The sequence below is a fragment of the Antrihabitans stalagmiti genome (genome assembly GCF_016482825.1).
In the GTDB taxonomy this organism is placed as follows: Bacteria; Actinomycetota; Actinomycetes; order Mycobacteriales; family Mycobacteriaceae; genus Antrihabitans; species Antrihabitans stalagmiti.
In genome coordinates, this window is the sequence record NZ_JAEMNV010000005.1 from 95,591 (window position 1) to 109,579 (window position 13,989).

The following is a 13,989-nucleotide window of genomic DNA, read 5'->3' on the forward strand; positions in this document are numbered from 1 at the left end:
TCCACACGTTATGTGTACAACGACCGCTCGTCATATTCGAGACTGCCAAGTCGACACCGGCCGACCTCGAGTAATGTCGAGGAATGGACATGCCCGACTGGAAAGCGAAGGAGCTGACACCCGGCCAGCTGTCCGACCGTAGCGGCGTCGCGGTGTCTGCTCTGCACTTCTACGAACGCGAAGGTCTGATCTCGAGCAGACGCACCAGCGGCAATCAGCGTCGATACCATCGCGAGACGCTGCGCCGCGTCGCTTTCATTCGGATCTCGCAGCGAGTTGGTATCCCGCTCAGCGAGATTCGGGACGCGCTCGAGAACCTACCCGAGGGCCGGACCCCCAATAGGCGCGATTGGGCCAAGCTCTCGACCGCGTGGCGCGCGAATCTCGATCACCGCATCACTCAACTGTCGCGGCTTCGCGACAACCTGGACGGCTGCATCGGCTGCGGGTGTCTGTCGCTCGGCAGTTGCTCGTTGGTGAATGCGCACGACCGCCTCGGTGAGAGCGGTCCGGGCGCACGAGTACTCGACGTCGATCTGAACAGCTGATCCCGCGCGACCGAACTCAGGCCGGCGGCAGGAACGTGCTGAATCGATCGTTGGCCGCCTGCATCGCCTTCTCGTACGGGTAGGCGAACTTTCGTGCCCACCAGTAGCCGAAGCGGATGTCGAACGAGGTGTAGACCATAAACCGGTTCTTTTTGATGCCTTCGATGATCGCGTCGGCAGCGCGTTCGGGTGTGATGGCCCGCTTCTCGAAGGCGTGAATGTAGCGCTGAATCCTCGGATCGGATCGGTCGACTCCCGCGATCTCCACCGATTCGACGAGCGGAGTCTTGACGCCGCCGGGCACAACGAGATGGACGGCGATCTTGTGCCTCTTCAGGTCGTAGCGCAGCACCTCCGAGACACCCCGCAAGCCGAACTTGCTGGCGCTGTATGCCGCGTGCCACGGCAACGCGAGCAGACCCGCTGCGGAGGAGACGTTGACGAGATGGCCACCTCGACCCGCCGCGATCATCGGTGGCACGAAGTTTTCGATGACGTGAATGGGGCCCATCAGGTTCACGTCGATCAATGATTTCCAGTGCCGATGTTCGAGATTCTCGACCGTCCCCCAAGCCGAGATTCCCGCGACGTTCATCACGATGTCCATGCTGCCGAACTGGTCGTCGACCTCGGCGGCGAAGGCCGAAACGGCATCGAAATCGGAGATGTCGAGTGCCTTCGTGAAACGGACCGTCCCGCCCTTGCCCGTCACCAGCTCGACAGTCTCCTTCAACCCGTCCTCGTTGATGTCGGTGAGGAAGAGCTCGGCACCTTCGGCGGCTGCAGCCAAGGCGGTCGCGCGCCCGATTCCGCTGGCAGCGCCGGTGACAAGCGTCTTCTTCTGCTGCAAGGTCTTCGCGCTCGAAGTGCTGACCATGTCCGTCCTTTTCCCACGCATCGCTACGCTCGATCCGGCCCGCCTTCGGCCTCGTTTGCTCAAACGCAGGGTACCTGCGCAGGGGGAAAGGGTTCTACCGACAGCGCTGCAAGCATCCCCGCCACCGACGCGGGCCAGCCGAACTGCTCGGCGCGAGAGCGTGCCGCCCGGCGTCTGCCGACGAGCGGCATCGTGAGGACGTCGTTCACGGCCTCGGCGAACGCCAACCCGTTGTCGTCGGCGACCGCGCCGCATTCGGCGGTGACGATGTCGGCAAGCGCCGATGATCGCGACGCGACAACGGGGGTCCCCGCTGCGAGCGCTTCCAGCGCTGCGAGTCCGAACGTCTCGTGCGGGCCGGGTGCCAGCGAGACGTCGGCCGTCGCGAGCAACGTCGCAAGGCGCTCACGATTGCCGATGAAACCCGTGAACCGAACCGGCAACCCGCGAGCACGCCGTTGCAGCGACTCGCGACGTGGACCGTCACCGACGATCACCAACCGCACCGGCAGGCCCTGCTGTTCGAGTGCCGCTACGGCATCGATGCTGCGGTCCACCCGCTTCTCCACCGACAGCCGACCGCAGTGCACCAGAAGCGGACGGGAATTCTCGGCCAGATGCGACCGCAACGCGAGGTCGTGTCGGCCCGGCGTGAACAGGTCGAGATCCACTCCGAGCGGTACCTGCCGAACGTTGGTCGCACCGATCCGCACGAACTCTTCGCGCGCGAAGTCCGTTGTGCAGACGACAACGTCGTAGTCGGCGGCCGTTCGCCGGTTGGCTACGTCGGCGAATCTGCGCGCTGCTGCGCGCGGCAGCACCTGACCGAGCAGCCGGTCGAGTCGCTCGTGGGACACCATGATGCTTGCGACATCGCGGCGAGCTGCCCACCGACCGAAACCGCGCAGGGTGAGTCGGTCGGACACTTCGATCGCATCGGGGCGCAATCCGTCGAGTACGTCTGCGACACGACGTGGGTCGGCAGCTCGGTAGCCGCCGGTGCCAGGTATGGCGACGGCGGGCAACGTTATTCGTGTGACGCCGCTGGACAGCGTCTCTTCGGACCGCTCGGGGCCGGGCACGATGAGTTCTACCTCGTGTCCGTGCGCTACGTACCCGGCGCCGAGATGATGGAGTGCGGTCTTCAGACCGCCCGAACGCGGACCGTAGAAGTTGGCAAGCTGAATGATCCGCACTCGCAGATCTTCCAGGCGCCGCAACCCGATCCGTCGAACACAGTGTGAACGGCGGCGGAAGACCTCACGACGAGACGTCGACGGCCTTCTCGTCCACGGCGGGCCCCTTGCGGACGCCGAGGGACACAACGGCGGCGATCGCACACAGCCCTGCCGCGGCAAACCACGCGATCGTGTACTGCCCGGTCGCGTCGCGGACGAAGCCTGCCGCAACCGAGGCGAACGCGGCTCCGATCTGATGCGCTGCGAACACCCAGCCGAACACGATCGTGCCGGAGTCACCGAATGCTTCGCGGCACAGCGCTGCGGTCGGAGGCACGGTCGCAACCCAGTCCAGACCGTAGATGACGACGAAAAGAACGATGCTCGGGTGAACCGCGTCCGAAAGCAGCATCGGCAGCAGCATCAGACCGATACCCCGAAAGCCGTAGTAGATGGCGAGCAGAATCCTGGGGTTGACCTTGTCGGTCAACGCACCCGAGGCGATGGTGCCGACGATGTCGAAGATTCCGACAACCGCGAGCAGACCCGCCGCTGTCGTCTCGGCCATGCCGTGATCGTGCGCCGACGGGATGAAGTGCGTGCCGATGAGCCCGTTCGTCGACGCACCACAGATCGCGAAACCGACCGTCAGCGCCCAGAAGGTCCGCGTGCGCGCGGCCACGACAAGCGCCTCGACCGCCCGGCGAGCCGCACCCTTCCCGGCGGCAGGGCGATGGAGCGGGACATCGGATTCGACCCCGTACGGGCGAACGCCGCGATCGATCGGATAGTCGCGGAGGAAAGCGATGACCAACGGGACGACCAGCAGCGCGCCGAACGCGATGATCAGCGACGCGGTTCGCCAACCGGATTTTTCTGCGACCCAGGCGATCACGGGAAGGAAGACCAACTGGCCGGTGGCACTGCCTGCCGTCAGCACACCCATGACGAGGCCGCGACGTTTCACGAACCAGCGATTGGCGACGGTTGCAGCGAACGCCAACGCCATCGATCCGGTACCGAGACCGACCAGCACGCCCCACGGCAGCACAAGCTGCCAACTCGCTGTCATGAATACGGTGAGACCGCTGCCCGCCGCGATCAGGACGAGCGCACAGGTGATCACCTGACGGATACCGAACCGGTCCATCAGCGCAGCGGCGAAAGGTGCTGTCAGCCCGAACAGCAGCAGGTTCACTCCGACCGCGGAAGACATGAGGCCGCGCGACCAACCGAACTCGTCGCCGAGAGGCACCATCAGAACGCCAGGAGCCGCACGGAAGCCTGCCGCGCCGATCAGCGCCACGAACGCAACCGCGGCGACGATCCAGGCCGGATGTAGCCGGGGCCGTTTCACGGTCGAATCGACGGCGCCGACCGTGTCCATATCGAGGGTCGGATCACTCACGCAGCGATGCTAGCGCCGACCCTCGACACCGATCGTCGGTCGCCTCTAATCGTCGGATACCGATACGTCGGCGGAGAAATCGAGCGGGATCGCGCCGGCGGCCAGGAGAACCTCGACGCGCTCGGGCGGGATCGGCCTCGACAGCAGATAGCCCTGCGCTCGATGACAATCCAGTTCGAGCAGGGTCCGTGCCGCGATCGAGGTTTCGACGCCCTCGGCGACCAGATCGAGATCGAACGCCTTCGCAAGGCCGACGATCGACTTCACGATCGCCATGTCGTCGGAGTCGGTCCCGAGTCTGGTGACGAAACTGCGATCGATCTTCAGCGCGTCCACCGTGAGTTCCTTCAGGTGGGACAGCGAGCTGTACCCGGTGCCGAAATCGTCGATGGCGACCTGCACACCGATTTTCGCGAGACCCTCCAACGTGATTCGGGTCCGCGCCAGGTCTTGCACGACGACGTGCTCGGTGATCTCGAAGCACACCGACGGTCCGTCGATGGCGAAGTGGGCGAGCACCTCCTCGACGGAGGCGACGAAGTCGAGGCTGACCAGCTGCACCGGCGACACGTTGATCCTCATCACGAGGTCGGTCGCAAGACCGCGCTCCCGCCAATCGGCGAATTGGCTACATGCCTTGCGGATGACCCAGCGGCCGAGTTCGCCCGCGAGGTTCGTTGCCTCGGCGACCTCGATGAACGTCCCGGGGAAAAGCAGCCCTCGGGTTGGATGCTGCCAGCGAACCAGTGCCTCGACTGCGAGAATCTTGCCGGACCGCAGGTCGAGTTCGGGCTGGTAGTGCAGGAGCAACGAGTCGTTCTCGACGGCGTGGCGAAGATGTAGCTCGACATCGTCGCGGAGGGCGTACAGGGTGCGCATTTCTTCGGTGAACACCGAGATCCCGTTGCCGCCTGCTGTCTTGGCAGCAAGAACAGCTTGATCTGCTTGGCGAAGCACGTCCGACACGGACGTCTCACCCGGCATTCCCACCGCGACGCCGATACTGACGCTTCGACTCACCTTCTCGCCGCCGAGCTCGACTCTCTCACTGACGAGCTGCTGGATCCGCGCGGCCTCTGCTTCGGCGACGTCGGTTGTCATAGGCAGCGCAGGAACGATGACGAACTCGTCGCCGCCGAGGCGCGCGATCATGTCCCGAGGGTCCATCTGGTCGCGCAGCCGCTGAGCGAGTGCGGAGATGAACTGATCGCCCGCAGAATGGCCGAGGAAGTCGTTGAGCGCCTTGAGCCGATCGAGGTCGATGAACAGCGTGGCCACAGGTCCCGGCTCACCGCGCTGCAGACGGCGTTCCATGTACTCCAGCAGGGCTCGACGATTGGACAGCCCGGTGAGGTCGTCGTGTGTTGCGGTGTGGCGCAGATTGTCTTCGGCTTCGATTCGGGCCTTCAACTGCGCGAACAGCGCTGCGACCGCCTGCGTCGCATTGACCTCGCTCGGCGAGAACTCGTTCGAACCGAGGTGGGTGAGCGCGATGAACCCGGCAGCCAGCGAACCTGCGACGAGTGGCGCGAAGAGGTAGGAACTGCAACCGCCACCGGACGTATTGTTCAGCACGACGGTGGGTTCGAGGGAATGTTCGGCTGCGGCAAGATCACCGTCGGTGTCCGCGAAGTAGATGACGTCGTTCGGGTTCGGATCCGTGCCGAACTCGGTCCGCGGCGACTCGGCGATCAAAATCGACGCGCGGATCCTGTGATCGTTGTAGCGCAGGTAGGCGTGCTCTACACCGAAATGCAGGCGCAACTCGTCGAGAGCGGCCTCGGTCTTTTCGACCATGGTCGACGCGTCGACGCTCATCAGCTGCAACGCCACAGACGTCACGAGTCGGTCGAGACCCTTCTGCAGGGCCCGGTCTGGCATCGCTACGTCCGATCGCAGGCGGAGGATGCTCCGGTACGAGGAAGGGCAACCACTTCCCGTTCGGTCATGTGTCGTCCAATCCTTCGCCCGTTCGCTTCACACCTTGCGCTGCCGAAACCGTCGATCGCTACAGCGTGCAAAATCCGAATCGTTACTCTCCCATACTCTGCTCCAGTGCGATTATTGCTGAGTCGGACGCATTTGTGTGGATCATGTCGAACAGGGTCGACATTCGAATTGAAGCCGATCCGGCATTGAGATGATACGACGGACCGGTCTGCTGTCGACGGCGCCGCACGCCGACCCGATGGATCCGAATACTGTACGGCCGCAATATGATAGCCACCCAGCCGCGTGCGGCATGCCTGCGGTCTCGGCCAACCTCGAGCAATCTCCGGCGCTAGCCTGCCAGTCGGGTCGAGGGGGCAGCTAATCGATTTCGACCCGATCGGGAAATAGCTTGCCGGGTTCGTCGAATGTGAATAGCAGGATTTCTGTTTTGCGGCGGTCGTAAACAACGACTGCCTCCTTTCCGTATGGATAGGCGCGACAGGATCCGCAGAACTACGAGCGGTGGCGCCGACACCCCTGCGACCCGCAGGTATCGCCGCATCGCCGGGCGCTGCGGCGCGCATCGAACTACACCTCCACATCGCACAGGGGTGCCCCACAACTACCAATCGGTAACCAACGGGTTGCTATTGCCTGCCTTTGCCCGCTCGGGTGTGCACCCACCGCGGAGTTCAGCGCGACACGCTGACAGCGCACTCGAAGCGACACGCCGCAGCAGTCGCAGCCGCTCGACGTTGCCCCATGCGGTCGAGCATGATCGGCGGGGCTGCCCGCGCCGGCGTGTCGAGACACACATCGGCGCACCCGCACCTCAGCAGTGGTCCGCAGCCAGCGTCATCCTCCCAGACGGCCGACAACCCACGAACTGACATGTTTCGGAGCCCTTTATTTGTCCGCAGTCGGTTTCCCTCGCCAGCCGACCCGGTGCACTCGATATTTCCTGGAATCGTTACGCGCAGGGCGCGCAGAGACACCCGAGCAAGCATAAAGTTTGTTTACAGCGCAAACACATACCGTTCGTTTCACTTGAATCCGGGAAGCAAAGTTCGAGCCATGTAGCGCCTGCACCCACACCTCGACGTGCTGCCACGCGGTAGCCCGAGAATTGACGTCGGCTATGCTCGATCCCCCGACTGATCGGATTTGCATCGAACGTGACGTCAGGTCCGAAGTCGCGGTCGATCAAATGCCGCGGACCTATCGTCGCTATCCTGCGACACGTCCTAATGCGACGGCGCAACCGATTGCCCGTAGGGACCCGCGGTGCAATGCCTTTTGTGTTCATCGCGATCGTCTCGGCGTAGTCGATCGAGCGCTCGCACGCTTCGAGATCGAAATCCGAGGACACCTTCTCCGCAACCATCGTCCAGCGCCCGATGGTCGTTACAGATATGAAATAAAACCCCTACGCCGACTCGACAGCGTCGACACGGGTTCCCCACCGCCCCAAAAGCACCCAGCTCAGACGCGTTCCCGATCCCGACTCGACCCTGCGACGTATCGACGTCAGCTCGGGCGAGGAGTAATGCGTCCCCTGCAACCGTTCGCGCGCGTGCGGGCAGCACTCGGCTGGAAAACCGGCCCGAATACACAACTGCACTTGGCGAAATCATTCCGCTAAAATCCTGACGAATAGTAGGATAATTACCGATCAGGCCGGAACGCCGCCTGCAACGATTCGCTGGACCATATCATTTCGAACGCGCGCGGGAATTCCCGGAGCAAAGCGAGAAAGATAGGCCGATGCCCATTCTTCACTACCGGTGAGGAACGGATAGTCACTCGCCGTCATCGTACGAATGGCAATCATGGGGTACGGCGCGTCCAGGGGACGGAAATGCGGATTCCACAATCCACCTTCGCCGCAGCCGGGGTAGAACTGCCCGACCATAAGTCCGTACTTGATGAACATGTTCTTGAATTCGAGCTGAATTTCGTCGACGATCGAATAATCTTCGAGATCGGGGAAGACGAGAATAACCGTTTTCAACATTTCGTCTTTTTCCTCGACGGGCTCACTCGACTGGAACTGCCGAATCACCTCCGTCAGGGCACCGCTGATGGCGTCGCGCTCGAGCTCGGCACCCTTCAGGAACGAGACCCAGAACAGATCCTTCTTGATCGAGGGCGACGTGAACGGGCACACCGCGCCCTTACGACCAAGATCAGGATGAGATTTGCTCAGATACTCCAGTGCCCAGCGCCGCAGGACATTGGTCTCAACCTCCAATCCTGCGGCTGGTCGACTGGTGAACAGACTGGCTAGAGCGAGGGACGTATCGTTCGGCGCGACGAGTGTGGACGTCGAGTACATAATGGTGATCCTTTCGGTCGAGATGGCAAGATATTCATCGGCCGGACGTTCGAAAAGTTGATAAATCACGTACCGACCGATTGCCATCGTTTTGTTCGATTGTCTGTGCGAACCGAGCCATTGTGTTCGCTGCGCACTCGGTTCGCATTTGCGGCGCTCCCCCGACGGGACTCACCAGCAATACCCAGTTTGAAATTTAGCCACCCGACATTGCGATTGTGATTATCCGTCACATACGGAGGGAAAGACCAGTGGTGACAAATTCGACGGTGTCGACCGTCACGGGGCCGTTTGGTTAGCCACGCGGTTGCGGTTGAAAACTTCACTGCTGCAACAGGAAACAGAGCCCGCCGGACGGTCGACCAAAGTCACACCGCGATGGAGATGTACAACTCGATCCGGTTATCCGAGTCGCATATCTCGATTTCCTCTAAAAACGCACGGACGATCTCGCCGGATTCAGCGGCGACGTCAACTTGCGCCCAGACATCCTCGATCGGGTCCGAGTACTCACCACTGGGACGGAATATTGCGTAGATACCTTTCGGCACCTTGGTAAAAACGTCGCCTAACGGAATGGACTCGACGTTTTCGTACGGAAAACAGACCAAAACATTGTTTTGGTGGGCAGAATCAGGGATATAGATCGTGTAGACCGGCTGCGCATGCTCGTCCCGCTCACGCAGCCTGCCCTTCAGGAAGTCGACGAGGTCACTGCCGCTGACCTTGAAACCGGGGACGACCCGAGGGACGACGAGACCACCGAAGATCTGCGCCTCCCGCACTGCGATGTCGTGTGTCACGGCGTCTTCCCCTGCGCGCGCCCCACGTGCTCGACGGCCAGGTAGAGATCGATCTTGTACGCGTGGGGATAGCACTCGAAGTCGCCTAGAAAAGTCCGCCTGATCTCGTGGTGCTCCTCGGCATAGTCGATCTGGGTCCACAGATCCTGCATCACGTCGGGAAAGGTACCGACCGCCGAGAACCGCGCGTAGACGCCCGCTGGGACACGCGCAAGGAGGTGTCCCCGAGCTACCGAGGCGAACGACGAGCATTGATAGCCGACGATCTGCGTGTTGTACGTCTCGAGGTCGGCGTCGAAGTCTGTGTAGATCGACGCAAGCGGTCCGCCGATCTCCTGATTGAGCACCGACGACCAGGCTTCTTCGAGTGCGACGTCACGTAGCTTCCCCAACGCCCGCTTCGGACTTCGCACAGGCAGACCGGCAACCCAGGTTTCGTCTCGCTCGACGATCTGAAACTGCATGCAGGCCCTCTTCGAATGCGTCGCGGAAACCGGTCGCGGACCAGTGTGACGAAGGTTACCAATGTTACCGACGCAGAGGGTCGTCAGCTCTCGGTTGCCGACGGTCACACTTCGACATCGGTACCGTTACAAGGGAGTCCACGAACGCGGCCGTGAGCCACTGAGGTAGACCAAGATGAGAGACAAGACCGAGAAAGAACTGCGCACGAGGCGCAAAGCGCACTCTGTTGCGAAGCTGGGCGCCACGCGCCCGGTGTGGTGGAGCTGCGGGGAATCGAACCCCGGACCTCTTCGATGCGAACGAAGCGCGCTACCAACTGCGCTACAGCCCCGTGCGGCCCGACTTCGACCGCGCTCGGCAACTTTAGCAGGGGATCGTCCGTGTTCCGAATTCAGGTCGATTCCCCGCGGCTACCGCGCTACTCCCCTGCGGCCCTACGCATCCCGGCCGCTGGTCGGCCTTGCGTCGTCCGATCGATCGCAGCTTCGTCGAAGTGGTCGAGATGGTCGAAAACCGGGTCCTCGTCGTCGATTTCGACGACAACGGCGCCGGGTCGCCGAAGGCGTGCTGGGACGAGTCGCAGTTCTTCGTCCTCGCGTGACTCGACTCCGAGGCGCGCCCTGCCGAGCCGTGCCATCCGGCGGCGCCGAATGTCCTCTTCCAGCCTGACCTGCTTGCGTAGGTAGGTGAGGTACCCGCCGAGGATTACGACGGCAAGACCGCACGCCCACCACATCGTCGTCGAAATAACCACTGCCAGACCGGCTGTCATGATCGCGGTGAGTATCAGGCCAAGCACGGCGCGCTGGCGGAACGAATATCGTGCCGCGCGGGCGATGGCGTCGGCCTCGGGGTCGAAACCTCCGCGACCCCGCCGATTCGGGACGAACTCCCGAGACTCGGCGGCTTCGTCGAATTCGTCACCGTCGTCGGAGCCACCGGAGCCACCGGAGCCACTGCGGCCGGGCGCAGCTGCTGTGCCGGTGCGACGCCGAGCCCCTGCAACGACGTGATCATCCTGCTCGGTCACATCGGTGTCGGTAGCTTCTTCTTCAGCGTGAGTGTCCATCAGATCCTCCGCGTCGATGCCTCGTCGATCAGATTTGCCCGGGTTCGCCGGGCGCCAGTTCGGATCGCTGTCATGACCCGAAGCGGGTCCGCGTCCCCTACGTTTCGAGCCGCCACGAAATAGCACTCGTGTTGCCAGTGCTGCATCTGTCGTCTGCCGGATGCGTGGATGCCGGTCTGCGAGCATCGGAAACAGAACGAACAGCCACAACACGACGAGTCCGATCCACAGAAACGAGTTCGGCATCGAGTTGAGCACCTCCGTTCGGTCTACCTGCGCGGACCTCGAGTCAGCGACGATGCAAGGCTAATCGCGCCGCGGACGCGGACTCGGCAGGCTCGCCGTGCGATCTCAACAACTGTCACTTGCGTAACACGGACCTATCGACCAGCTCAGCTACCAGCTAGCCTTTCCCGTCCTGATCAGGCGATCGGCGATGGTGCCGGCGACCTCTTCGACGGTCATCCCGACGAGTAGATGATCTCGCCACGCGCCGTCGACATCGAGGTAGCGCTTGAGCACACCCTCCTCACGGAAGCCGACGTTCCGCAGAACTGCTTGGCTCGCAAGGTTTTCCGGCCGTACCGTCGCCTCGACCCGATGCAGTCCGACCGCACCGAAGCAGTGGTCGAGGCCGAGCGCAAGCGCAGCCGTCGCTACGCCCTGACCTCCGACGTCCTTCGCGACCCAGTAGCCGATCCACGCAGACCGAAGTGCACCGCGCACGATGTTGCCGATCGTCAGCTGACCGCTGAATTCGCCGTCGACTTCGATGACCAGCGGAATCATGTGCCCCTTGCGTGCCTCGGTCTTGAGACTCGACCACAGACCCGGCCAGTTGGAGGAGTGATGCCGCGCTTCCCAGACGCCGGATCCCGTCGGTTCCCACGGCTGCAGATGGTCACGATCCTTGATCCGGATTCGACTCCACGCCGCGCCGTCACGCAGTTTGATCGGACGCAGCGTGACGACGCCACCCGCAACCCGCAGCGGACCGAGCTCTGTCGGCCACCCGGGATGATTCGACCAATTGAGCAAGTTCGTTCCCAATCTCGGAGCTGCTGCTCAGCCGCGCTGCGCGAGAAAAGCAACGTCGACCTCGTCGCCGGTACGGACCTCGGTGACGTCCGGATCGATCAACACCAGACAATTCGCTTCGGCAAGCGTAGCGAGCAAGTGCGAGGACGCGCCCGGAGCACCACCGAGTGCCTGCACCAAGTATTCGCCGGTCGACTCGTCACGCATCAACTGTGCGCGCAGAAATCCTTTGCGGTTCTTGATCGACGTGATCGGTGCAATCGTTCTCGCCGTGACGACGCGTCGCATCGGTTGGCGTCGCCCCAGCGCAATTCGGATCAGGGGCCGAACCATCACTTCGAATACGACGAGCGCGCTCACCGGATTGGCAGGAAGCAGGAAGGTGGGGACCTCGTCGCGACCGAGTCGCCCGAATCCCTGCACGGAACCGGGGTGCATCGCCACCCGTTCGACTTCGACTTCGCCCAGCTCGGACAATGCGTCCCTGACCTGGTCCGACACGCCACCGCCGACAGCACCGGCGATGACGACCAACTCCGACCGGATCAGCTGACCTTCGACGATCTCGCGCAGCCGCTTCGGGTCCGTACCGACGATTCCGACGCGGTTCACGTCGGCGCCTGCGTCGCGCGCCGCCGCCGCGAGTGCATAGGAGTTGACGTCGTAGACCTGACCGGGACCCGGCGTGCGATCGATGTCGACCAACTCGCCGCCGACGGAAATAACGGAAAGCCTCGGTCGGGGATGGACGAGTACTTTGTCCCTGCCGACCGCCGCCAAAAGCCCTACCTGAGCAGCACCGATGATGGTGCCGGACCGCACGGCGACGTCCCCGGGCTGCACATCGTCACCGATTCTGCGCACGAAATCTCCGGACCGTACCGGCCGCAGCACTTTGATCCGGGCGCGGCCGCGGTCCGTACTGTCCAAAGGCAATACGGCATCGGCCAAGGTCGGCAACGGTGCACCGGTATCGACGCGGACGGCTTGGCGCGGCTGCAGCCGCGTCGGCTGGCGTGATCCTGCAATCACTTCACCGACCACGGGCAACGTGAGCTCGGCAGGTTCGCCTTCGTCGCCGCGGATATCGGTTCCCGCCGTCATCACGTCGACACTGCGGACGGCGTAGCCGTCGATCGCCGCCTGATCGAACCCGGGCAGCGGACGCTCGGTGACCACCTCCTCGGCACACAACAATCCTTGTGCCTCCGAGATCGCGACTCGGACCGGACGCGGTGCCACAGCGGCAGCGGTCACCCGAGTCTGCTGGTCTTCGACCGAGCGCATAGCTCCCTTCCTCACAAAATGTCGTCGCCTCGATGATGGGGACGAGCGGCGGAGGCCGCTCGGGTAAGTGTGTTGCGACCTATTCGTACGTGGTGAGCTGCGGAGCCCAGCTGTCACCGAGCCGTTCGGTCAGCCATTCCCGCAGCGATGGGCCGTATTCGTCACTGTCCAAGGCAAAGTCAACCGCAGCACGGAGGTAGCCTCCGGGATTTCCGAGGTCGTGTCTCGACCCTCGATGGACTACGACGTGCACGGGATGGCCTTCGGAGATGAGGAGCGCGATCGCATCCGTCAGTTGCAGCTCCCCGCCCGAGCCAGGTTCGATGCGTCGGATCGCGTCGAAGATCGCCCGATCGAGCAGATAACGTCCGGCTGCGGCAAAAGTCGAAGGCGCGTCTTCGACGGCCGGCTTCTCGACCATGGAGAGCACCTTGAGCACGTTCGGGTTGACCGCGTCGGGGACCTCTTCGACCTCGAAGACGCCATACGCCGACACCTGATCCTTCGGAACGTCGATCGCACAGAGCACCGAACCGCCACGCTTGCGCCTGACGCGCGACATCACGTCGAGTACGCCACGCGGCAGCACGAGGTCGTCCGGCAGTAGTACTGCAATGGCCGTTTCGTCGTCGTCGAGTACTCGTTCGGCCTGCAGCACCGCATGCCCCAAGCCGAGCGGCTCCTCCTGCACGACGGAATCCACCTCGAGCAGACCCGGGGCCTTACGAACCTTCTCGAGCAATTTGAACTTGCCTTTTGCCTCGAGTTTGCTTTCGAGCACGAGGTCTTCGACGAAATGCGCCACCACGCCGTCTTTGCCTGGCGAGGTCACGATCACCAGACGCTCGGCTCCCGAGTCGGCTGCTTCACCCGCGACCAACTCGATACCAGGTGTGTCGACTACGGGCAGGAGTTCTTTCGGCACCGTCTTGGTCGCTGGGAGGAAGCGAGTCCCCATGCCTGCTGCGGGTACCACTGCTGTCCGAAAGCATGGCGAAAGGTTTGCTCCGGCCTCTGTCATACCAACACCCTATCTACTCGACCTCGCG

12 protein-coding genes and 1 tRNA gene are annotated in these 13,989 nt (G+C 62.9%); 1 reads left to right on the forward strand and 12 read right to left on the reverse strand.

Going from position 1 to position 13,989, the window contains the following annotated elements:
- Nucleotides 1-83: 83 nt before the first annotated feature.
- Nucleotides 84-548, forward strand: a complete 465-nt coding sequence (gene soxR, locus JGU71_RS16705) for a redox-sensitive transcriptional activator SoxR (protein ID WP_199705419.1) — start codon at nucleotides 84-86, stop codon at nucleotides 546-548.
- Between the two features lie 16 nt (nucleotides 549-564).
- On the opposite strand, the gene JGU71_RS16710 is transcribed toward soxR, so the two are convergent.
- The 12 genes from JGU71_RS16710 to JGU71_RS16765 all read right to left on the reverse strand — a co-directional run bounded on the left by JGU71_RS16710 (nucleotide 565) and on the right by JGU71_RS16765 (nucleotide 13,961).
- Complete coding sequence (locus tag JGU71_RS16710) at nucleotides 565-1,425, reverse strand: SDR family oxidoreductase (RefSeq protein WP_199705420.1); 861 nt, start codon at nucleotides 1,423-1,425, stop codon at nucleotides 565-567.
- 59 nt (nucleotides 1,426-1,484) lie between these two features.
- A complete protein-coding gene (locus JGU71_RS16715; protein WP_199705421.1) occupies nucleotides 1,485-2,621 on the reverse strand; it encodes a glycosyltransferase in 1,137 nt (378 codons plus the stop codon).
- Between the two features lie 64 nt (nucleotides 2,622-2,685).
- Complete coding sequence (locus JGU71_RS16720; RefSeq protein ID WP_199705725.1) at nucleotides 2,686-3,990, reverse strand: MFS transporter; 1,305 nt, start codon at nucleotides 3,988-3,990, stop codon at nucleotides 2,686-2,688.
- A gap of 66 nt (nucleotides 3,991-4,056) precedes the next feature.
- Nucleotides 4,057-5,892 carry a putative bifunctional diguanylate cyclase/phosphodiesterase gene (locus JGU71_RS16725; RefSeq protein WP_307829689.1) on the reverse strand — a complete coding sequence of 612 codons (1,836 nt, stop codon included), beginning with the start codon at nucleotides 5,890-5,892 and terminating at the stop codon, nucleotides 4,057-4,059.
- 1,723 nt (nucleotides 5,893-7,615) lie between these two features.
- Nucleotides 7,616-8,347 (reverse strand): DUF6875 domain-containing protein, encoded by a 732-nt coding sequence (locus JGU71_RS16730; protein ID WP_199705422.1) that lies wholly within the window; start codon nucleotides 8,345-8,347, stop codon nucleotides 7,616-7,618.
- A 299-nt stretch (nucleotides 8,348-8,646) separates the two neighbouring features.
- Nucleotides 8,647-9,081 (reverse strand): GyrI-like domain-containing protein, encoded by a 435-nt coding sequence (locus tag JGU71_RS16735; protein ID WP_199705423.1) that lies wholly within the window; start codon nucleotides 9,079-9,081, stop codon nucleotides 8,647-8,649.
- A complete protein-coding gene (locus tag JGU71_RS16740; protein WP_199705424.1) occupies nucleotides 9,078-9,545 on the reverse strand; it encodes a GyrI-like domain-containing protein in 468 nt (155 codons plus the stop codon). The genes JGU71_RS16735 and JGU71_RS16740 overlap by 4 nt, the downstream gene beginning before the upstream one ends.
- A gap of 256 nt (nucleotides 9,546-9,801) precedes the next feature.
- Nucleotides 9,802-9,877 (reverse strand) — tRNA-Ala (locus JGU71_RS16745).
- A gap of 87 nt (nucleotides 9,878-9,964) precedes the next feature.
- On the reverse strand, nucleotides 9,965-10,861 hold the full coding sequence (sepX, locus tag JGU71_RS16750) for a divisome protein SepX/GlpR (RefSeq protein ID WP_199705425.1): 897 nt from the start codon (nucleotides 10,859-10,861) through the stop codon (nucleotides 9,965-9,967).
- Between the two features lie 150 nt (nucleotides 10,862-11,011).
- The gene (locus tag JGU71_RS16755) at nucleotides 11,012-11,653 is read right to left on the reverse strand and encodes a GNAT family N-acetyltransferase (RefSeq protein WP_199705426.1); all 642 of its coding nucleotides are present in this window, start codon (nucleotides 11,651-11,653) and stop codon (nucleotides 11,012-11,014) included.
- Nucleotides 11,654-11,680: 27 nt separating this feature from the next.
- Nucleotides 11,681-12,940 (reverse strand): molybdotransferase-like divisome protein Glp, encoded by a 1,260-nt coding sequence (gene glp / locus JGU71_RS16760; RefSeq protein ID WP_199705427.1) that lies wholly within the window; start codon nucleotides 12,938-12,940, stop codon nucleotides 11,681-11,683.
- 79 nt (nucleotides 12,941-13,019) lie between these two features.
- Nucleotides 13,020-13,961, reverse strand: coding sequence for a UTP--glucose-1-phosphate uridylyltransferase (locus JGU71_RS16765; protein ID WP_199705428.1), 942 nt, complete (start codon nucleotides 13,959-13,961; stop codon nucleotides 13,020-13,022).
- Nucleotides 13,962-13,989 lie beyond the last annotated feature (28 nt).

Excerpts from the sequence above, each read along its gene's own strand:
- soxR (WP_199705419.1), top strand. The coding sequence starts at position 84 with ATGGACATGCCCGACTGGAAAGCGAAGGAGCTGACACCCGGCCAGCTG.
- JGU71_RS16710 (WP_199705420.1), bottom strand. The coding sequence starts at position 1,425 with ATGGTCAGCACTTCGAGCGCGAAGACCTTGCAGCAGAAGAAGACGCTT.
- JGU71_RS16720 (WP_199705725.1), bottom strand. The coding sequence starts at position 3,990 with ATGGACACGGTCGGCGCCGTCGATTCGACCGTGAAACGGCCCCGGCTA.
- JGU71_RS16725 (WP_307829689.1), bottom strand. The coding sequence starts at position 5,892 with ATGCCAGACCGGGCCCTGCAGAAGGGTCTCGACCGACTCGTGACGTCT.
- JGU71_RS16740 (WP_199705424.1), bottom strand. The coding sequence starts at position 9,545 with ATGCAGTTTCAGATCGTCGAGCGAGACGAAACCTGGGTTGCCGGTCTG.
- sepX (WP_199705425.1), bottom strand. The coding sequence starts at position 10,861 with ATGCCGAACTCGTTTCTGTGGATCGGACTCGTCGTGTTGTGGCTGTTC.
- glp (WP_199705427.1), bottom strand. The coding sequence starts at position 12,940 with ATGCGCTCGGTCGAAGACCAGCAGACTCGGGTGACCGCTGCCGCTGTG.
- JGU71_RS16765 (WP_199705428.1), bottom strand. The coding sequence starts at position 13,961 with ATGACAGAGGCCGGAGCAAACCTTTCGCCATGCTTTCGGACAGCAGTG.